At 67.4% G+C, this 20205-nt stretch carries 18 protein-coding genes and 3 tRNA genes; 10 read left to right on the forward strand and 11 right to left on the reverse strand.

Features of this window, described 5'->3' with window-relative positions; genetic code table 11:
- A partial coding sequence (locus DW307_RS16765; protein ID WP_205810532.1) for a right-handed parallel beta-helix repeat-containing protein occupies positions 1 to 1878 on the forward strand: 1878 nt, incomplete at its 5' end.
- Between the two features lie 10 nt (positions 1879 to 1888).
- Entirely contained in the window at positions 1889 to 3199 is a 1311-nt protein-coding gene (locus DW307_RS16770; RefSeq protein ID WP_021198741.1) for a hypothetical protein, read from the forward strand.
- Between the two features lie 45 nt (positions 3200 to 3244).
- Here the strand turns inward: DW307_RS16770 and DW307_RS16775 are convergent, their stop codons facing one another.
- From DW307_RS16775 to DW307_RS16785, 3 genes are read right to left on the reverse strand one after another with little or no spacing between them, the layout of a single operon-like run.
- The gene (locus DW307_RS16775; protein ID WP_029259644.1) at positions 3245 to 4381 is read right to left on the reverse strand and encodes a glycosyltransferase; all 1137 of its coding nucleotides are present in this window, start codon (positions 4379 to 4381) and stop codon (positions 3245 to 3247) included.
- Positions 4378 to 5586 (reverse strand): glycosyltransferase, encoded by a 1209-nt coding sequence (locus tag DW307_RS16780; RefSeq protein WP_021198739.1) that lies wholly within the window; start codon positions 5584 to 5586, stop codon positions 4378 to 4380. Before DW307_RS16780 ends, DW307_RS16775 begins: the two co-directional genes overlap by 4 nt.
- Positions 5587 to 5590: 4 nt before the next feature.
- Positions 5591 to 7117, reverse strand: coding sequence for a sugar transferase (locus DW307_RS16785; RefSeq protein WP_029259646.1), 1527 nt, complete (start codon positions 7115 to 7117; stop codon positions 5591 to 5593).
- 351 nt (positions 7118 to 7468) lie between these two features.
- Here DW307_RS16785 and DW307_RS16790 point away from each other — a divergent pair, with 351 nt between their 5' ends.
- From DW307_RS16790 to DW307_RS16805, 4 genes are all read left to right on the forward strand, one after another.
- Positions 7469 to 8626, forward strand: coding sequence for a low temperature requirement protein A (locus tag DW307_RS16790; protein WP_029266282.1), 1158 nt, complete (start codon positions 7469 to 7471; stop codon positions 8624 to 8626).
- 79 nt (positions 8627 to 8705) lie between these two features.
- A complete protein-coding gene (locus DW307_RS16795) occupies positions 8706 to 9665 on the forward strand; it encodes an intradiol ring-cleavage dioxygenase (RefSeq protein ID WP_136025274.1) in 960 nt (319 codons plus the stop codon).
- A gap of 202 nt (positions 9666 to 9867) precedes the next feature.
- Complete coding sequence (locus DW307_RS16800; RefSeq protein ID WP_136025275.1) at positions 9868 to 10152, forward strand: hypothetical protein; 285 nt, start codon at positions 9868 to 9870, stop codon at positions 10150 to 10152.
- Positions 10153 to 10310: 158 nt separating this feature from the next.
- Entirely contained in the window at positions 10311 to 11429 is a 1119-nt protein-coding gene (locus tag DW307_RS16805; RefSeq protein ID WP_315073595.1) for a fatty acid desaturase family protein, read from the forward strand.
- A 90-nt stretch (positions 11430 to 11519) separates the two neighbouring features.
- Here the strand turns inward: DW307_RS16805 and DW307_RS16810 are convergent, their stop codons facing one another.
- From DW307_RS16810 to DW307_RS16820, 3 genes are all read right to left on the reverse strand, one after another.
- Entirely contained in the window at positions 11520 to 12923 is a 1404-nt protein-coding gene (locus DW307_RS16810) for a DivIVA domain-containing protein (RefSeq protein WP_029259651.1), read from the reverse strand.
- Positions 12924 to 13143: 220 nt separating this feature from the next.
- The gene (locus DW307_RS16815; protein ID WP_231479862.1) at positions 13144 to 13668 is read right to left on the reverse strand and encodes a hypothetical protein; all 525 of its coding nucleotides are present in this window, start codon (positions 13666 to 13668) and stop codon (positions 13144 to 13146) included.
- 52 nt (positions 13669 to 13720) lie between these two features.
- On the reverse strand, positions 13721 to 14026 hold the full coding sequence (locus DW307_RS16820) for a DUF7882 family protein (protein WP_021198731.1): 306 nt from the start codon (positions 14024 to 14026) through the stop codon (positions 13721 to 13723).
- A 136-nt stretch (positions 14027 to 14162) separates the two neighbouring features.
- On the opposite strand from DW307_RS16820, the gene DW307_RS16825 reads away from it, so the two are divergent.
- The 3 genes from DW307_RS16825 to DW307_RS16835 all read left to right on the forward strand — a co-directional run bounded on the left by DW307_RS16825 (position 14163) and on the right by DW307_RS16835 (position 16749).
- A complete protein-coding gene (locus DW307_RS16825; protein WP_208323594.1) occupies positions 14163 to 14426 on the forward strand; it encodes a hypothetical protein in 264 nt (87 codons plus the stop codon).
- An 87-nt stretch (positions 14427 to 14513) separates the two neighbouring features.
- Complete coding sequence (locus DW307_RS16830) at positions 14514 to 15887, forward strand: FG-GAP-like repeat-containing protein (protein ID WP_029259654.1); 1374 nt, start codon at positions 14514 to 14516, stop codon at positions 15885 to 15887.
- Between the two features lie 19 nt (positions 15888 to 15906).
- Complete coding sequence (locus tag DW307_RS16835) at positions 15907 to 16749, forward strand: hypothetical protein (protein ID WP_029259655.1); 843 nt, start codon at positions 15907 to 15909, stop codon at positions 16747 to 16749.
- 173 nt (positions 16750 to 16922) lie between these two features.
- Here the strand turns inward: DW307_RS16835 and DW307_RS16840 are convergent.
- The 3 genes from DW307_RS16840 to DW307_RS16850 form a co-directional block, all read right to left on the reverse strand.
- Positions 16923 to 16995 (reverse strand) — tRNA-Phe (locus DW307_RS16840).
- A 69-nt stretch (positions 16996 to 17064) separates the two neighbouring features.
- Positions 17065 to 17138: transfer RNA gene (locus DW307_RS16845), tRNA-Asp, on the reverse strand.
- A 29-nt stretch (positions 17139 to 17167) separates the two neighbouring features.
- Positions 17168 to 17240: transfer RNA gene (locus DW307_RS16850), tRNA-Glu, on the reverse strand.
- 210 nt (positions 17241 to 17450) lie between these two features.
- Here DW307_RS16850 and DW307_RS16855 point away from each other — a divergent pair.
- Entirely contained in the window at positions 17451 to 18818 is a 1368-nt protein-coding gene (locus DW307_RS16855; protein ID WP_021198727.1) for a M23 family metallopeptidase, read from the forward strand.
- A 76-nt stretch (positions 18819 to 18894) separates the two neighbouring features.
- Here the strand turns inward: DW307_RS16855 and DW307_RS16860 are convergent, their stop codons facing one another.
- Positions 18895 to 19386, reverse strand: a complete 492-nt coding sequence (locus DW307_RS16860; RefSeq protein ID WP_021198726.1) for an inorganic diphosphatase — start codon at positions 19384 to 19386, stop codon at positions 18895 to 18897.
- Between the two features lie 98 nt (positions 19387 to 19484).
- The gene (locus DW307_RS16865) at positions 19485 to 20150 is read right to left on the reverse strand and encodes a TMEM175 family protein (protein WP_021198725.1); all 666 of its coding nucleotides are present in this window, start codon (positions 20148 to 20150) and stop codon (positions 19485 to 19487) included.
- Positions 20151 to 20205: the final 55 nt, after the last annotated feature.

Here is a 20205-nt window from a genome sequence, read left to right on the forward strand (position 1 = left end):
TCCACCGAGCCCACGCCTGCGCCGGAGCCCACGCCTGCGCCGGAGCCGACGCCATCCCCGTCGCCCGAGCCGACGGCCTCGCCGACTCCGGCTCCTACGCCGAGTCCGACGCCGACGCCGACGCCGACGCCGACTCCGACTCCGACTCCGACACCGGTGCCCGAGCCCGAGCCGGTGCCGCCGGGAACGCCGGAGGGCGTGCGCGGGACTCCCGGTGCCCATGCGCCCGGAACGCTCGCCTACGACGCCCCGGCGACGGCGGTCTATGTCGCTCCCTCGGGAGTCGACGGAGCCTCGGGAACCAAGAACTCGCCCGTCAAGACGGTCGCTGCCGCGCTGCGCGTCGTTCCGAACGGAGGGACGATCGTCCTGCGCGGCGGTTCCTACCACGAGGAGATCGTGGTGCCCGCGCAGAAGCGGGTCACGATCCAACCGGCACCGAACGAGTCGGTCTGGCTCGACGGTGCGAAGCCGGTCACGGGGTGGAAGGCCTCGGGACGCACATGGGTCGTCGAGGGCTGGAACACGGCTCTCGACGCCAGTCCGACCTACACCAAGGGGGCGCCGGACAACACTCAGGCCGAGTGGCGCTTCGTCGATCCGGCCCACCCGATGGCCGCACACCCCGACCAGGTCTGGGTCGCCGGGGTGCAGCTGCGGGAGGTGGCCTCTGCATCGCAGGTCTCGGACGGCACCTTCTTCGTCGATGATGCGGCCAAGCGCCTGGTGATCGGAACGAACCCCACGGGCGCATCCGTCGAGGCGAGCGTGCTCACGCAGGCTCTGTCGATCCGCTCGGCAGGCAGCGAGGTGCGTGGAATCGGCGTGCGCCGCTACGCCACCAGCGTTCCGCAGATGGGCACCGTGATCGCGGCAGCCCCGAACGTCGCGCTCACCGACGTGACCATCCGCGACAACTCGACGACGGGCTTCTACTCGTGGGCCCCCGGGACGACGCTGACCCGCGTGTCGTTGATCGGGAACGGCCTGCTCGGAGGAGGAGCTTCGCAGGCGGATGGGCTCAGAGTGGCCCAGATGCTCTCGGTGGGCAACAACATGGAGCACTTCAACGATTCCCCGGTCTCCGGCGCCTTCAAGGTCACGCGGACTCGCGGGGTGACGGTGACGGACAGCGCATTCACCGGCAACGACGGACGAGGACCGTGGTTCGACGAATCGGTGCTCGACATCGCGTTCACAGGCAACGACGTGATCGGCAACACCGGCCACGGCGTCATGGTCGAACTGTCGGAGCGGGCCGTGGTGGCCGACAATGTCATTGCCCGAAACGGCGAGTTCGGGCTGTTCGTGCTCAATTCCGGCAATGTGAAGATCTGGAACAACACCTTCGTCGGCAACGGCAACCGGAACATCAGCATCGGGATGGATGCCCGACGCGCGTCCGACCCGAACACGCCTGGCCACGACCCGCGCACACGGTACGCGCCGCAGGCCTCCTGGATCGTGCGCAACGTCGTGATGTCGAACAACGTCATGGCAGAGAGCGCCGGAAACTGCCTGGTCTGCGTGCAGGACTTCTCCATGCAGTACACCGGGTCCCAGATGGTGTCGAGCGTCAACGGGAACCTCTACCAGCGCACATCGCCGGGGACGCCCCGATGGTTCTCCGCGTGGTCGAAGGGATCGGTCTCCAGGGACCCCGCCGTGAGCGATACGCTCGCCGGGTTCACGGCCACGACGGGTCAGGACCGTCGTTCGCAGTTCATCGAGGGTGCTCCGGTCGTCGATGGCTCCTTCGCGCTGCTTCCGCCGTTCGCCGCCGCCCAGGGCTCAGTTGCCGTCCCGGTGCCGTCTGATATCGCCTCAGTATCACGACTCCCCGGCAGCAGCACGACGCTGGGGGCCCTGCCCCGGTGACGATGTAAGCATGGGCTCTCTTCTCGCCGTCGGCGCGCGTGCGCTGACGATGGTCATCGCGCTGGTCTGTGGCGTCCTCACGACCCGGATGATCATCGGCGGTGCCGGCGTCGACAGCTTCGCCCTGTACACGCTGCTGACGACGATCCCCTCTCTGCTCACGTTCACCGACCTCGGCAGCGGGGCGGTTCTGGTCAACGCGGTCGCGACGAGCGAGAACGTGCGTACAGACGAGAAGCTGCGATATCAGCTCACATCGGTCGGCCGCGTTCTGCTGATGTTCGCGGCGACGGCGATGGCGATCAACACGATCCTCGTGCTCACCGGAGCCTGGGAGCTGGTGTTCGGCGAAGCAGGCGGTCGCCCCGGCGCTTCGCTGGCCGCGTTCTACTGCGTCACCATCTTCTGCCTCGGCATCCCCCTCGGGGTCTGGGCGCGGATCATGCTGGGGCAGCGCCGCAACCACATCGTCATCCTCCTCCAGGGCCTGATCTCACCCCTGACCATGACCGGTGTCTGGCTGATGCTGACGTTCGGCGGTGAGAACCTTCACTCCTTCGTCGCCATCGCCTCTTTCGCGGCCTCCTTCATCGTCTCGCTGCTCGGCATCCTCATCACGGCGCGCACGACGTCCCCCCTGATTCCCGCGGCTGCGCGGATGGTCCTGCGCCCTCGGCGGTATCCGGGAGTCCGGGTGATGGACGTGGGGTGGCCGATGCTGGCGCAGATGGTGACCTATCCCATCGCCGTGGGTTCCCAGCGGTACGTGATCGCCCAGCTCGGTGGTCCCACCGATGTGGCGGAGTACGGAGTGGCGGGACAGGTCTTCTTCGCGCTCAACGGACTGGTGATGGCGGGTGGTCTCGCGCTCTGGCCCCATTTCGCGAAGAGTCGCCACGACGGCGATCTCCGGCGCGGACCGTTCCTGCTGTCGGTCCTGTTCGCGTCCGCCATCGCCGTCGCGACCGTGATGGTGTGGCTCGTCGGTCCGTGGCTGTTCGGCTTCATCACGCAGGGTGAGCTCACCGTGCGGCCGAGCACGATCTTCGCGTTCGGTCTGATGATCATGATGACCGCGGCGGTGTACCCCCTGGGCATGTTCATCATGGACAAGCCGGGCATCCGCTTCCAGGTGATCCCCACGCTGAGCATGGCCGCCGTCGGCATCACGCTCTCGTTCGTGCTGACCCCGGTGCTGGGGATCGCCGGACCGTTGATCGGCGTCGCCTTCGCGCTCGTCGTCTGCCAGCTGATCCCGTTCTCGATCTACATCGTCCGGAACAAGAAGCGGCTGACGGTCGGAGATCTCGACCCGGTGTAGTCCGATCCGGGCGGATCGACGCCGGAGACAGTGTGTCGGCGGCCGTCAGCTCAGGACGTGCGCTGTGATGCTCGAGCGATAGACAGCGGGAGCGTGTCGACGGAGTGCCTCTGCGCGGCTGTCCGCGACGCTCGAGACCATCTCGTCCCAGCGGGTGTCGATATCGGTCAGGGCCGTTGCGATGGAGTCGGGGTCGCCCGCGGTGACGAGCTGCGCAGTGCCGTAGCCGCCTGCTGCTTCCCGAAGACCGCTGCTGTCGCTGGCGATCACGGGGCGCAGGGCGAGGATCCCCTCGACGGCGGTGTTCCCGAAGGGCTCGTCGATCCGCGAGGGGACGAGGAGCACATCGGTCTTCTCCAGGAACGGCCAGATGTCGGTGTGGAACCCGGCGAAGTCGACGGAGACCCCGGCATCGGCTGCCTGTGCCCGCAACTCGGCCTCGAACCACTCGTAGCCTTCGAAGACTGCGCCGAGAAGGGTCACGTCCACAGCGCGTCCGGCGGCGTGCAGTCGGGAAGCCGCCTCGATCACGAGATCGGGCCCCTTGCGAGGGGAGAGACGTCCGATGTAGAGCACACGGAGCGGCCCGTCGGTGTGGGGGCGGGGCGATACCGGATGCGGGGGAGAGGCGACACCGTTGTAGACGACGTGTGAGCGCCGGGCGAGGGCGGGCAGCGCGGCGTGGATCGTGTCCAGACTGAATCGGCTGTTCACCAGGGTGCGGTGGGAGGCCAGGTGTGGGGAGTAGAGGATGCCGTTGACGAGCCGGTTTCCCGAAGCCTCGGCCTCATGGACGTGGCTCACCGTTCGGATGCCCCGCAGTCGGGCGATCAGCGGCCATTCGGGGATGATGATCGTCGACACGTAGACGACGTCCGGGCGTAGGCGTCCGAGCAGGCGCCACGCGGCACCGAGGCCACGGAAGGTGTCACGGAAGAGTTTGGGCAGCCCTCGGGGCGTCAGGAGGACTTTGCGCAGCACGAGCATCGGGACGATGACGACCTCGACCCCGGCAGCACGCAGTTCCTTCACGAGGAGCCCGGAGCTCGGAAGGGCGACGACGACGCGCGCCCCGGACTCGACCAGGCCGATCGCGCTCTCCAGGAGCATGCGGTCGGAACCGAACAGCTCGGCACCCGGATGCACGAGCAGGACGGTGCGCTGCCCTCCGTTGCCGCTCATGAGCCGTCCGCTCCGGCGTCCGCCGCGGCGGGAGCGGGGGCCCAGTCCGTCTGTCGGCGACGTGCTCGTCGCGCCGATGGGTGGATGGTCGCACGCTCGGCGATCCGATGCGCGAGCGTTTCGTACTCGTCCGCGACGTCGTCCCAGCGGAACCGGGTGCGGGCGATCTCCCGCACCGCCGTGCCCCGTGCCGCGGCGAACGCCGGATCGGCCTCGGCCGCCACGACGTGCGCAGCGACATCGGCGGCGTCGGCGAAGAACCACCCGTTGCCGTCGAGTACTTCGCGGTTGAAGGGAACGTCGAAGCCGATCACGGCGGTCCCGGCCCCCATGGCCCGAAGGAGCGAGGGATTGGTCCCGCCCACGGAATGTCCGTGTACGTAGGTGAGCGCATTCGCGTACAGTGCGTCGAGCAGTTCCTGGTCGTACACGCCACCGACGAGGCGGATCCGTTCGTCGCCATCGGCCACGCGCTGTATCTCCTGGGTGTATCCCGCGCTGTACGGCGCGGAGCCCACGACCACGAGAGGGAGCTTCGCGTCGCTGTCGCGGTAGCCCTCCACGATCTCCAGCACGTGATTCTCCGGCTCGAACCGCGCCACGACGAGGTGATAGCCCTTCGTGCTGAGCCCCATCTCGGCCACGCCGCGTTCGGGAAGCTCGTCGAGGATGGGGGCGCCGTAGCGGATGAGTTCGGTGGGCACATCGAACTGGTGCCGGTAATAGTCGGCGATCCCCGGCGCATCGGCGATCAGAGCGTCTGCCGTGCGTACCCCGAACTGCTCGGCCCAGCGGTAGTACGCCTTGCCTCGTGGCCCCCATTTGGAGCGTCGCCATTCGAGACCGTCCATGTGCAGCGCGACCGGTGCACGACGCAGCCGGAAGAGGGGCAGGAACGGCGAGTTGGCCGCGTTGAAGACGAACGTCGCGTCGGGACGCCGGCGGAACACGAGGTGCAACGCCGACAGCCCGGTGTGGCTCAGCGTCTCGATCTGCTTCACGGGGACGGCAGGAAGATGCACGACCCTCATGCCGAGGTACTCCTTCTCACGCCGCTCGGAGCCGCGGGTGTACACGACGACATCGTGTCCGCGGTCCGCGAGTCGGCGTCCGACCTCTTCGATGGCGGTTTCGAAACCGCCGTAGGCCGCGGGCACTCCTCGGGTCCCCACCATCGCGATGGTGAGGCGGTTCGAATTGCTCATCCGATCAGTATGCCCCGCTGGGCTGCACCATGACCTTGGCGGTACGCCACATGATCTGCAGGTCGTTCATCACGGACCAGTTCTCGACGTACCGCAGGTCGAGGCGGACGCTCTCATCCCAGGAGAGGTCGCTTCGCCCGGAGACCTGCCACAGACCGGTGATGCCGGGCTTGATGTAGAGGCGCCGGAAGACGGTGCCGTCGTAGTCGGTGACCTCGCTGGGCAGCGGCGGGCGCGGCCCGACCACACTCATGTCGCCGATGAGGACGTTCCAGAACTGCGGCAGCTCATCGAGAGAGAGTTTGCGCAGAACCTTGCCGACGCGGGTGACGCGCGGGTCGTCCTTCATCTTGAAGAGGAGCCCGGCGCCCTGGTTCTGTTCCTTGAGGGCGGCGAGCTGCTTCTCGGCATCCGTCTTCATCGATCGGAACTTGACCATCTTGAAGCGGCGACCGTCACGGCCGACGCGCTCCTGGAAGAAGAAGACCGGACCGGGGGAGTCCAGTTTGATGAGCACGGCGAGCACGGGAGCCAGCAGACCGATCGGGATCAGCGCCAGCGTCGCCACGGCGACGTCCAGTGCACGCTTCAGGAGGTGCTGGCCGCCTTCGTAGGTGGGGATCTGCACCTGGATCAGCGGCAGGCCCTCCACCGGGGCGAAGGAGATGCGGGGACCCGCCACATCGGTGAGTCGGCTGGACAGCACGAGTTCGGCAGCGGTCCCTTCGAGCTGCCAGCTCAGCTGCTTGACGAACTCGGGCTCACCCTCGGGGCGGCTCGCCACGATGATCGTGTCTGCACCGACTTCGGCCGCGACCGACGACACGGAGTTCACGTTCCCCAGAACCGGGAACCTCGTGTCGTCGATCACGATGTCGCGCGCGTTGCCGTCGAGCAGCGTCGCGCCGACCACCTTGTAGCCGGATGCGCCGATCGGGTGCAGCGTCCGGACCACATACTCCACGTCGTCCCTGTTGCCGACGACGAGAGTGCGGGAGGCGAACCTCCCCTGGGAGCGCTGCTTCTGCAGCCAGTGGCGCCACAGCCACCTGGTCACCAGAAGAGTCAGCACACCGACGGGCAGCCCCAGCAGCAGCGTCAGTTGCATCGACTTCCATGCGAGCAGGACCGCCACGATGGCGATGATCCCGAAGGCGAGTCCCGAGGCGTGCACGACGCCCCGATACTCGGTGGCACTAGCGCGGAACAACGCGGCGTCCCGCGTGTGCATCGCGCTGAGCATGAGGTACCACAGCGCGGCGAGCGGAATGCCGTCGCGCATGACCTCGAGCCCGGAGACGCCGGAGGCCAGCTGGACCGCTGCCGTCAGACCGAGCGCGAACAGGATGACAGCTGCATCCGTCGTCCGCAGACGCATCCGATAGCGCCGCTCCCACTGACGGCGTCTTTCCAGAGTCGCCGAAGCACGCGGTGTGACCACCGTGCGCGTCACCGACTTGGCAGCTCGCGGAGCCGCGACCGGCACGAAGCCCGTCCGAGCGATGCTCAGAGCATCCTCGACGGAAGTCATGCCGAGGCCTCGTGAGCCGTGAATGTACGCAAAAATCCCCAGTGCGACATGTGTTTCCCCAGTTTCCCCAGACCATGAACCCCACGTTCACGGCATTCGTCTGCGTCCCGACCCCTCGGGTCCTGCTGAAACTCTCCGTGATTCCCACATCACGGAGTGCGTTCTCACCGTCCCACACGGTGAGCGCTGACAGCAGGCACTGCAGACCTGATCCACTGTAGCGGAACATCGTCGCCACGGGAAGGTAATTCTGGTGAATGGACGAACGGAGGGGGCGAGGAGCGCCTGGTCGGGGGCTATCCTGTCGCGGTGACCGCGAACACCGACACTCCACGCTTCCAGCTCCGAACGATGCTGCCGCGCGACCCTTCTCAGCCGCATCGCACCGCGAGCCCGCTCGAGCTCTTCTTCGATCTGGTCTTCGTCGTGGCGGTGAGCATCGCCTCCGCACAGCTGCACCATGCCCTCAGCGAAGGGGATTTCCTGCACGGGGTCACCTCCTACGCGATGCTGTTCTTCGCGATCTGGTGGGCCTGGATGAACTTCACCTGGTTCGCCACGTCGTTCGACACCGATGACTGGCTCTATCGCGTCACGACGTTCGTGCAGATGGGAGGAGTCCTCGTCTTCGCCGCCGGCATCCCCGCGGCGTTCAATGAGAGCGACTTCACCATCCCGGTACTCGGGTATGTCGTGATGCGCGTGGCGATGGTGGCGCAATGGCTGCGAGCGTCACGATCGGCCGGTGAACTGCGTTCGGCGACGCGCCGGTACGCGTTCGGCATCGCCGCGGTCCAGGTGCTGTGGATCCTGTTCCTCCTGATCCCGGCGGGACCGCTGCAGTTCGCCGCCTTCGTGGTCTTCGCCCTCATCGAGATCAGTGTTCCGGTGTTCGCCGAATACCGGAGGCAGACGCCGTGGCATCCGCACCACATCACCGAGCGCTACGGGCTGTTCACGTTGATCGTGCTCGGTGAGAGCCTTCTCGCATCCGCGAACGCCATCATCGATGCGCTTCACGAGGTCGAGAGTCTCGGCCCGCTGATCGCGATCTCCGTCCTCACGCTCGTGGTCACGGCGTCGTTGTGGTGGATCTATTTCTGGCCCCCGCATCACCGTGCGATCACGAGCTTCGGCCGCTCGCTGCGCTACGGCTATACGCACTATTTCGTCTTCGCCGCCGCGGCGGCCTTCTCGGCCGGGATCGAGGTCGAGATCGACGTGCTGACCGGCAAGAGCCACCTGTCGAACCTCGCGGCCTCGTTCACGGTGACGATCCCGATCGCGATCTTCCTCGTGGGCATCTGGTGGATCGCGATCCGCCAGAACGCCGATCGCGTGGTGAACACGGTCGTTCCTCTCGGCGCCCTGCTGGTGCTGCTCGATCCGGTGCTGCCCATCCCCGTCACCCTCACCGCGCTCGTCCTTGTCGTGGTCGTGGTGGTGCTGGTGCTTCATCCTCCCGTGGAGTCCACGCGCATGGACCCCACGCGCATAGACAGGGCATAGCGCCGGCAGAGGGTTCTGATCGGAAGCTCCGCGACGCTGGGGGACACGCACCAGACGACCGTCGACGAGGAGACAGATCATGAGCATCCCGGAACCCACCCAGACCCCTGACGGTCCCGCCTACGAGGGGCGTCTGCTCGACCGTGCGGACGAGGAGGTGGTCGATCAGGGGGCAGCCTTCGACATCCGTACGCTGCTGAGCCGGCGCGGGGTGCTCGGACTCGCGGGGATCGGGCTCGGCGCCGTCGTCCTCGCGGCCTGCGCGCCGGCGGCATCGGGCGGATCGACGCGCGCCGCCACGCCGAGCGCGACCGCGGGGACTTCCAGCGGCGATGTCGCGGGCGTGGGTGAGATCCCCGACGAGACGGCGGGCCCCTACCCCGGCGACGGCTCGAACGGCCCCGACGTGCTGGAGGACGCGGGGATCGTCCGTCAGGACATCCGGTCGTCGATCGACGGCGGGGCGACGGCAGACGGCGTTCCGCTCACGTTCGAGTTGCAGGTGCTCGATCTCGCGAACGGGGGAGTGCCCTTCGCCGGAGTCGCGGTGTACGCGTGGCACTGCACGGCGCAGGGTGGGTACTCGATGTACTCCTCCGGCCTGGAGGACGTGACGTACCTGCGCGGCGTGCAGGTGGCGGATGCGGACGGCAGGGTCTCGTTCACCTCGGTGTTCCCGGGATGCTACTCGGGGCGCTGGCCCCACATCCACTTCGAGGTGTATCCGGACGTCGGGTCGATCACCGATTCGACCGCGGCCATCGCCACGTCGCAGCTGGCGCTCCCCGAGGCGGCATGCACGGATGTCTACGCCGAGGCCGCTTACGACGGATCCGCGAGGAACCTCGCGCAGATCACGTTGGCGAGCGACAACGTCTTCGGTGACGATTCCGCTGCGCTGCAGCTGGCCGCGGTCACCGGAAGCGTGCGGGATGGGTATGCGGGCACCCTCGTGGTGGGTGTCGACACCGCGACTGCTCCGGCGACGAGCGGAGGGCAGGGTGGTCCCGGCGGTGGGGGACAGCCGCCGTCGAACTGAGCAGCGAACGGCGATGAGAGGCCCGTGGCATCGATCTGCTATAGTTATCGTGCAGCGTGTGTGCATCGCCCCTCTCGGCCGCCACGTCGCCACTGATCAGGGCCATTACGGACCGCGCACATCGATGCGTGCGGAATCCGCCCTCGGTCTCACATCTTGCGGAGCGCCCACGCGTGTCCGCCACACAGCAATGAGCATCACCATGAGCACCACCACCTTTCCCCCGTCCGACCCGTTGACCTGGAAGCAGGCCGACACCGATGTGCACGTCGCGACGCGCGACGGCGAGTTCGCCGGCTTCGTCGAGTTCGATGGCACTGCGCACCTCGTGCGCGACAACCACGGCGCCGAGCTCGGCGTCTTCGACACGCTCGACGACGCCTTCCGCGCGCTCGAAGACGCGGTCCGTTCCGAGCGGCGCGGATCCGTCTTCCCGACGATCGTGCCGCGCGCCTGGCGTCGCCGGACCCGCCGCGCTCGCGCCTGAGCGTGGCGGGAACCCCTGCACGCCCGCCCGTGACTGGGGGCTCGGCGAGAGGTTCCGATGTATTCCCTGACGCGTATAGAGCTAGGGCTACTGTGAGGTAAGCGTTGGGCAGCTGCCTTGGGCTTTCACAGCTCAAGGGCTCCGATCGTCAGGAGAAGATCATCTCCATCACACAGATCGAACCGACCGCGGCAACGCTGGGTCCGATTCGTCAGACATATTCCGGCAACGCGGACTTCCCTCCCATGGCGAAGGCGTACAAGCAGGTTTCGCAGGTCGTCAAGGAGACCGGGCTGCTTCAGCGCACCCAGTGGTTCTACATCTTCGTGGCCACCGGTATCGCTGTGGCGCTCGGCGGCCTCATCACCGGCTTCATCCTGCTCGGTGACAGCTGGTTCCAGTTGCTCATCGCCGCGGGCCTCGGCATCGTCCTCACGCAGATCGCGTTCCTCGGCCACGAAGCCGCCCACCGTCAGATCCTCTCCACGGGGCCGGCGAACTTCAAGCTCGCCCGCATCGTGATCGCCAGCATCGGCATGAGCTACTCCTGGTGGGATTCGAAGCACACCAAGCACCACGGCAACCCGAACCAGGTCGGCAAGGACCCCGACATCGAGGTCGACACGATCTCGTTCCTCGAAGAAGACGCCGCGAAGGCGAAGGGCCTGATCAAACTGATCACCCGCAAGCAGGGGTGGCTGTTCTTCCCGCTCCTGACGCTCGAGGGGCTGAACCTCCACTTCCTCGGGCTGAAGTACCTCACGACGACGAAGAACGTCAAGGGACGCTGGACCGAGCTCGGCATCATCGCGCTGCGGTTCGCCCTCATCCTGGTGCCCGTGTTCATGATGCTCCCGCTCGGAATGGCCTTCGCCTTCATGGGCGTGCAGTTCGCGGTGTTCGGCGTCTACATGGGCGCCGCGTTCGCGCCGAACCACAAGGGCATGCCGATCATCGAGCCCGGCGCCCGTCTCGACTTCTTCACCAAGCAGGTGCGCACCTCCCGCAACATCAGCGGCGGATGGTGGACGACCTGGCTCATGGGCGGGCTGAACTACCAGGTGGAGCACCACCTCTTCCCGAGCATGCCGCGACCGCACCTGGCGAAGGCGCGCGAGATCGTGCGCGACTACTGCGCGGCGAATGACGTGCCGTACACGGAGACCAGCCTCGGCCGCTCGTACATGATCGTGATCGAGTACCTGAACCGCGTCGGACTGTCTGCCGGCGCCGATCCCTTCGACTGCCCGGCAGTCGCACAGTTCGGCCGGGCATAGCCCCCGCCCGATCTCACCGGGCCCTGATCAGCCCGGGGACGACAGAGGCGCGAGCAGGAATTCCTGCTCGCGCCTCTGTCGTGTGTGCGTCTACTTGGAGGACTTCTTCTTGGTCTCCACCACGTCGATCGTGATCTTCTCGAGAGGGCGATCGTCGTCGAGCTCGTCTTCGAGCACCTCGTCACCGAGGAAGGTCTCCTCCGGCGTCTCGGCTGCGGCGACCTGGTCGGCGACCTCGGCAGGCGCTGCGGTGACGGGTGCATCCGCTCCGGTGAGCTCCGTCGGCAGTGCCTCGTCGGAGAAGATGCCGTCGGGGCGGATCAGCTCGCGCACCTCGGCCATGAAGCTCGACAGCTGCTGCTGCTGCCACCGCAGCTGACGGGTGCGGTCCTCTGCGTCGTGCAGTACCGCCGTGGTGTGGCCGGTGACCGAGTCGACGATCTTCTGCGCCTTCGCGCGAGCGCGCTCGAGGGTCTCGCGCGCACGGACCTGGGCTTCGGCCTCGATCGCCTGCGCCTGCGAGCGGGTCAGACGCTCGTAGTCCTCGGCGCGTGCCGAGATGCGCTGGGCATGCTCGAGCGATGCGGTGACCTGCTCGTTCGCGTCATTGGTGATGCGCTCGGCGTGGGCCACAGCCTGATTGTGCAGCACGAGGAACTCCTGCTGCGCGTCGTCTTGACGGCGGGTGAGGGTCTCCTCGAATTCCAGCACGCGCGCGTTCATGTCGCGGACGTCGCGCTCGGCGTCGGCACGCAGCTGGGTGGTCTCGCGCGTGACGAGGGAGCGCAGCGCGGCCGCGCCCTTCTCGGCTTCCGTGCGGATCGCCGTGGCCTCCTGCGCCGCCTGGTTCACCTTCTCCGCTGCGTGTGCGGCTTCGCGCTCGATGCGCGCTTCGTGTGCCGTGTACTCGGTGTCCATCTTCAGGCGCACCTGGTCGGCGTCGCGCTGCGCCTGGGCGGTGATCCGCTCGGCGTCGGCCTCGGCTTCGGCACGCTGCGCGGCCACCTCCTCACGGGCGGAGGTCATCAGGCGGTCGGCCTGCACCGCCGCGTTCTGGATGAGGACGTTCGCCTGCTCTTCGGCGACCCGCAGGATCGCCTCGAACTGCTGACGGGACGGTGCCTCTTCCCCGTCGGGCTGCGGGGCATCGACGAGCTCGGACGTCAGCGTCGCGACCTGCTGCTCGGCGTCCAACGCCTTGACCTTGGCGGCAGTCAGCTCACTTTCGAGGGCCTCACGGGCCTTGCGCTCCTCTTCACGCACGGCTTCGACGGCGTCCTCTTCACGGGCCTGCGCCTCGGCGACGTCGGCGGCGGCCTGCTTGAGCTGATTGCGAAGGGTCGCCAGCGCGGCGTCGACCTCTGCCTTGTCATAGCCGCGGAAGCCGACGGTGAAGGCGCCCTGCTGGTCGCGCGGGGTGGTCTCGATCAGCTGATCGAAGAAGTCCGGGGAGCGCTCGCCATCGCGGTCGGCGGTTCCGGGGGATTCGCTCATGGTTCTAGCCTTTCTGGCGTGGTCACACCGGGAGCGGCGGCTCCGTCCCGACAGTCGGGACCGTGTGGACCGGAGGAGGTCGTCAGGGCGCACGCCACCACCATGACCCGGCGGAGCCCGGCGGGCAGGGCGCGCTCCCCAGCCTAGTTGCGTCGGCTGTGAGTTGCGCGCCCGTCTTCTGCTCCCGCGGGCGGAGACGGAGATCGCGGTGCCGGGCAGGTCACGTGTCGCGCATCCAGCGCGCGTTCCGGTCGTCGAGAGGGTCGCCGCGTGTGTACCGGACAGGTGGTCCGTCTGCGACCGAGATCCCCTGGGCTCGTGCCGCGGACGCGATGCGCTCCCGCAGATCGACCCAGGGCTGCACCGTCTGCGGAAAACCGAAGTACTCACGGAACGTCTCGATCTGCAGCCGGGTGCCTTCGGCGACGGGGATGAGGCGCACGACGGTGTCGTCCGGCTCGACGAACCGGATGCCGTAGGCGCCGTCATCGCGGATGACGTACTCCCGCTCCTTCTCCACCATCGCCGACGCCACGATCTCGCGAGCTCGACCTTCGGGCGCCTGGATCACCAGCGTGGTGCCGAGCACGCCGAGGGCTGTGTCGAGCCGGTCCGAGGCGAACTGCTTCCCCGCTCTCGCACCGGCTTCGGAGGCACCCCGGCTGAAGCGTTTCCTCAGGAGCGGGCCGCCGACGATCAACGCGAGGATCGGCAGGCCGAGAAGGAGGTAGGGGGCGGGGTCCACGGGCACAGCGTATCCGGATGCGCGTGCGCTCCGGTGCGGTCGGGGAGCGACGTCAGACGGGGGTGACCAGGTGGTCGAGGACCAGCTCGCCCGAGGCGTTGAGGGCCTGCATCATCTCCGCGATCAGCCGGGGGTCGATGGGCGGCTGCTCCGCCGCGTCGTACCCGAACTGGAGTGGGATCGCCGGGTGGATCCAGACGGTGGCGCGCTTGTCGACGCCGTCGGTGACGGGTCGCCACGTCATCATGAAGCTCTCCTGGCGGCGGAGCTTCGTCGAGATGACGATCTTCAGGTGCGCCAGCGTCGCGTCCTCGATGAGGATCGGATCGGAAGTCCCGTCGTAGCGCAGTCTGCCCATGAGAGCACGCTACACCGCGCGCGTACTGCCTCTTCTGAGGTCTGTGCGCAACCCCCTCTGCGAGAGGTGATCCCCTCGATACCGTCGCAGCATGACGACAGCGGAGTGACAACGAGTGGAGGGCAAGGTGCAGACGATGGCGCGGACGCGGATTGCGCTCAACGAATCGGAATTCTTCCTGGCCCAGGGTCAGGACGTCGCCGAGCTGAGAGGGCGCATGGAAGAGGCGATGCGCGCCGGAGGAGGGTTCGTCGAATTCGTCGTGGTGGGCAATCGATCGGTCAGCGTGCTCATCACCGCGGCGACCCAGGTCGTGATCTCGGTCGAGACGGTGGAGTTCGACGCGCGCGACACCGGCGACAGCGCGGTGCCGTACGGCGGCGAGTACGACCTGCTGTGAGCGTGGGGTGAGCACTCCTGGGGCGGATGTGAGGGAGTCCCGGCCGCGCTCGGCGAGGGAACGCCGTGCCCTGCTACGGTGACGACGGTGGGCATCGCGCCCCTGGGGCCGTCGAGCAAGAGGAACTTCGAGATGAAGGGTGTGTCCCGCCTGCGTCTTGGCCGCATCGGGATCGCCACCGTGCTCGTGCTGGTGACCGGGGCGCTTGTGTCCTCACTCGCAGCGGGCGCTCCGGCGACGGCGGCCACCGACGGCCAGATGGTCTACCCTGCTTCGGGAAACATCCAGTCGAAGGTCGGGGATGGCTGTCGCGGAAACTATCGCGCGCATGACGGCATCGATATCTCCGGCGCGGGTGGCACGCCGATCCTCGCCGCATACAGCGGAGTCATCAAGTCGCGAACGGTGAACAGCGGATACGGGAACTACACCGACGTCGAGCACCCGGGCGGTTACGTCACGCGCTACGCGCACATGGCATCGCCCGGTACGTATGCGCCGGGGACCAGGGTGGAGCGCGGACAGCAGATCGGTGTCGTGGGCAACACCGGGAACTCGCCGGCCTACCACCTGCACTTCGAGCTGCGTCTGAACGGAGCGGTGTACACCGCGATCAACGACGGCTTCACCTGCCTCTCGAACATCACACGCGGAGGCCTGCTCCCCTTGCATGTTCCTGGTCTGGGCACGGGCGCGGTGCCTGCGCCGTCGTCCGCAGATTACACGGGTGACAAGAAGGCAGACCTTCTCATCATTGCGGGAAACGGGGATCTCCGGCTTCGCGCAGGCAGCGGAACCGGGGGATTCCAGTCCCCCACCACGGTGGCCAGCGGGTGGGGTGGGATTCGGAGGCACATCACCCACAGCGACTTCAACGGCGACGGCAAGGGGGACATGCTCGCGGCCCGATCCGACGGCACACTCGAGTTCTACGCGGGGCTCGGGAACGGGACTTTCGCCGCACGGGCGGATATCGGTGGTGGCTGGTACGAGTTGCTGCATGTGACTTCCGGGGCCGACTACACCGGTGATGGGAAGCAGGACCTGATAGGCGTCTCGGCGACCGGGTTCCTGACCATCTACCAGGGCAACGGAGCGGGAGGGTTCGGGTCATCGCACCTCACACTGTCATCGGGCGGCTGGGGCGGATTCCACTTCCTCGTCGGCGGCGACTTCGACAACGATGGCCGAGGCGACCTGATGGCGGTCGGCGACGATGGACATCTCTATTTTTATCCCGGATTCTCGTATGGGTTCGGCCAGTGGCGACGCGTCGGCGGGGGGTGGATGGAATTCACCGCCGTTACCGGCGGCGTCGACTACGACGGCGACGGTCGTGCGGATCTTCTGGGAAGGACGTCCGCTGGCGAGCTGTATTTCTATCCCGGTCTCGGCAACGGCACCTTCGGCCAGAACAACAAAGTCGGTGCCGACTGGGCGGAGCACCTCGACCTCGAGTGACGCGGCGTATCGTGGGCGCATGGTCGGCACCACGTTCGAGGAGATCGCGGCCGGGCTGTACTCCGGCCGTCCGGATGCGTTCGTGTCATCGCGCAAGGCTCGAGCCGCAGAGGTCGATGCGGAGCTCGCTCCACGGATCCTCGCCCTGCGGAAGCCGTCGATCGCGGCCTGGGTGGTGAACGTGTTCGCGCAGGAGCGGGCTGGTCAGCTCGGGGAGGCATTGGAGCTGGCGCGAGAGCTTCGCGAGGCACAGGATGATCTCGACGCCTCGGCACTGGCGAAACTCGGCCGAGAGCGTCGCGCGCTGACGAGGAAGCTCGCCCAAGCCGCAGGCGAGTTGGCCGCGGCGAGGGGAGAGCGCGTCACCGCCTCCACGCTCGAGGCGGTCGAGCAGAGCATCTCTGCGGCCTTCTACGACCCGGCAGCGGCCGCGGCCGTCGCCTCCGGACGACTGTCACGTGCTCTGGACCCGTCAGCGACGCCGAGCGACATCCGCGACGCCGTGGCGGGGGACGTGCCCGAACTCATCTCTGCCTCTGCGCCGCCAGCGGACGAACTGCAGGCCCGTCGCGCACGACGGGAGGCCGAGCGCGCGATCGCTTCGGCGGAGAAGGAACAGGCATCCGCCGAACGCGAGCTGACACAGCGAGAGGCGGCGTGGACGGAACTGCGGGCCCGCCGGGACGTGCTCACCGAGCATGTGTCCGAGCTCGAGGCCCAATTGGCTCGAGCTCGCATCGACCTCGTCGAGGTCGAGCGTGAGATTCCGGAGGCGGAGCGGGGTCACACCGACGCGGCAGCGCGGGCGGGAGCCGCTGCAGATGCTCTGGACCGCGCCCGGAAGGCGAAGGACGCGCTCTGAGCAACCGCGTCCTCTGGTCGGGACGCAGCGTCGGGATGTGCCGATCGCTCGGCGGCCGGGCCGGAACACCCCCAGGGAGCGGCGCAGAACCGTGCCTCACCGGGGCAAAGCAAAACCCCCGCCATGTAGAAGCTAGGCGAGGGTTTCTGGGCTGATTGTAATGATCAGCCGTGTGGCTCCGACCGGCATCGATCCGGTGACCTTTCGATTTTCAGTCGAACGCTCTACCAACTGAGCTACAGAGCCGCGCGACCGGCGAACCTGTCGCGTCCTAGACGAAGAGCCCTCTCCGAAGAAAGAGCTCATCGCACGGAGCGACCCTGACGGGACTTGAACCCGCGACCTCCGCCGTGACAGGGCGGCACGCTAACCAACTGCGCTACAGGGCCATACTTGTTTTCAATTATATCGGAAGGTGTGACCCCAACGGGATTCGAACCCGTGCTACCGCCGTGAAAGGGCGGCGTCCTAGGCCGCTAAACGATGGGGCCGAGTCAGTCCCGGGGGACTTCCTTGCCGACGCTCAAGCATAAGGGATGTTTCGGGCAAATCGCGAATCGAGGGCGCGGCGCCGCAACCCGGGCGTGTTCCGGGGGCACGATCGACGTGTCGGGAGTGGACGAAGACGCCGCCATGCCCCCTGGTGCGGATGTGAAGGTTGTTGTTAGTGTGGCAACTGTGAAACCGGCGGAAGGGGCCGTGTGAACGACAAGATCACGCTGGACGCTGCAGTTGCTGCGGCGTCCGAGGACTGCGGCTGCGCGCCCAGCCCGACCGAACGCCGTGCGTTCGGCAAGAACGGCATCAGCCGTCGTGGAGCCCTCGGCATCGGCGCGCTCGGTGTCGTCGCGCTGAGCGCGTTCGGCATCACCAACGGCGTCTCCGCCGCCTATGCCGCCACGTACCCGAGCTGGGACGACGTGCAGCGCGCGAAGAGCAATGAAGCGGCCAAGGCCGCGGAGGTCTCGCGCATCGAGGGACTGATCCAGTCGCTCACGCAGAAGGTGGCCGAGACCCAGGCCGCGGCCAAGGTCGCGTCCCAGGAGTTCTACGACGCGCAGCAGGCTTACTTCGCTGCGGCCACCGAGGCCGACTCCATGCAGGCGAAGGCCGACGAACAGGCGGGGGTCGCCGACAGCTCGGCGCGCAAGGCGGGCCAGGTGGCCGCCCAGCTCTACCGCAACGGCGGCGACGACACGTCGATGGAGCTGTTCTTCGCCGGGTCGGCGAGCAACGCCGATGAGCTGCTCGCGCGCCTGGGCACGATGGACAAGCTCCTCGAGTACAACCAGTCGGTCTACGACAAGGCTGTCGCGGCGCGCAACTCCGCGCAGTCCCTCAGCGATCAGGCCGTCGTCGCGCGGAACGAGCGCGACCGGTTGCAGAAGGTCGCCGAAGAGAAGATGGTCGCGGCTCAGCAGGCGGCGGATGCGGCTCAGGCCGCTCTGGACGAGCAGTCGGCCAACCTCGCCACGATGCAGGCGCAGCTCGCCGCTCTCAAGGACGCGACCACCCAGACGGTCGCCGGCTACCAAGCCGGTGTCGAAGCCGAGGCGAAGGCTCGTCGCGAACGCGAAGCCGCCGAGCGCGCAGCGGCTGCGGCCGCAGCAGCTGCGGGTGGTGGCGGTGGCGGTGGCGGAAGCCAGGGCAGCGGTGGCTGGTGCCGCCCGCACGGCGGAGGAAAGAGTTCGGGATACGGACCCCGTTCCGTGCAGTGCGGCTCTCAGGGCTGCTCCTCGTCGTTCCACTACGGCACCGACTTCGCCAACGGCTGCGGCTCGCCCATCTACGCTGCGAATTCGGGCACGGTCGACTACGCGGGCCCCAACGACGGCTATGGCAACTACATCCGCATCCAGCACGGCGGCGGTGTCGGAACCGGTTATGCCCACATCCGTGACGGCGGCATCCTCGTCCGCAGGGGGCAGAGCGTCAGTTCCGGTCAGGTCATCGCCTACGCGGGGAACACGGGCCGCTCGTTCGGTTGCCACCTGCACTTCGAGGTCTACGTCAACGGTGGCCCCGTGAACCCCGTGGCCTTCCTCGGGGCACGCGGAGTCTCCGCCTGACCAGCTCTCACCTCTGCACGAAGAAGACCCCCGGCCGCTGAGCGGAACCGGGGGTCTTCTTCGTGCAGGCGGAGGGTCAGTGACCCTGCTCGCCGAAGCGGACGATGGCCTCGTCGAGGATGCGCTGCGCCTCGGCGGCGTTGCCCCACTCGTCGACCTTGACCCACTTGTTGGGCTCGAGGTCCTTATAGTGCTCGAAGAAGTGCGAGATCTCCTTCTTCGTGTACTCGGCGATGTCGTCGATGTCCTGGATGTGCGCCCAGCGCGGGTCCTTCGAGAGCACGGCGACGAGCTTGTCGTCTCCGCCGGCCTCATCGCTCATCTTCAGCACGGCCACGGGACGGACCTCGACGACGACACCGGGGTAGATGGCGTGGTCGAGCAGCACGAGCACGTCGAGCGGGTCGCCGTCCTCGCCGAGGGTGTTGTCGAAGTAGCCGTAGTCGGCCGGGTAGCCGAAGGTCGTGTAGAGCACGCGGTCGAGGTGCACTCGTCCGGTCTCGTGGTCGACCTCATACTTCACGCGGCTGCCGCGCGGAATCTCGATGACGGCGTCGTGTGCGCCCATGCGTGTGCTCCTCAGGAAAAGTTCGGTTGGATGCCGCGGACTAGCCTACCCGCGGCGCTCGCGCGCCCGGGGGCCGGCGTGCTCAGGACCCGGCGTGCTCAGGACCCGGCGTCGACGGTCGGCACGTCGTCGTCATTCGATCGTCTGCGGAACAGACGATTCAGCAGTCGGCTCATCGGGTCGCTCAGGAGCAGCAGGAAGAGACCGGCGTATCCGTTCGGCGAGGCGGCGACCGCGATGACGAGTGCGGCGGCGAACAGGATGATCGCCGCGAGGTCGCCGATCGCCCCCAACCGGATGGTCTCGGTCGACACCTCGCCGAGTTCGGGATGACGCGCCAGATAGAGCCAGCCGGCGAGGGTGGTGACCTGGGTCATGATCAGCGTGCCGATGTACACCACGGCCTGCAGCGCGTCGGTGTCCATCTGGCCGATCATCGCGGTGGGGACCGGCAACCAGACGATCGTGGCCATCCACGCCACGTTGATCCACAGCAGTGGTCCGGTGATCCGCTCCACGTCCCGGTACTGGCGGTGGTGCCCCATCCAGAACGTGGCGATGAGGAGGAAGCTCAGCCCGAAGCTCAGCAGCTGCCCCGAATGCTCGTCCAGGAACTCGGCCGTGCTCGTGTGGCCGGATGCGGCCTCGGAGACCGACTCCATGAGGGGCAGGATGAGCAGTGTCATGGCGATCGCCACGACGGCGTCGACGAATGCCTTGAACCTCTCGGTCCGGAACGGACGTGTACGCGTGTTGTCGGTCACGGCGTCAGGATAGCCCCGCCACAGCGCCGCACCGTCGTGCGCGCGCGGATCGGAA

It is taken from the genome of Microbacterium sp. K27 (assembly GCF_004794435.1).
GTDB lineage: Bacteria > Actinomycetota > Actinomycetes > Actinomycetales > Microbacteriaceae > Microbacterium > Microbacterium maritypicum_A.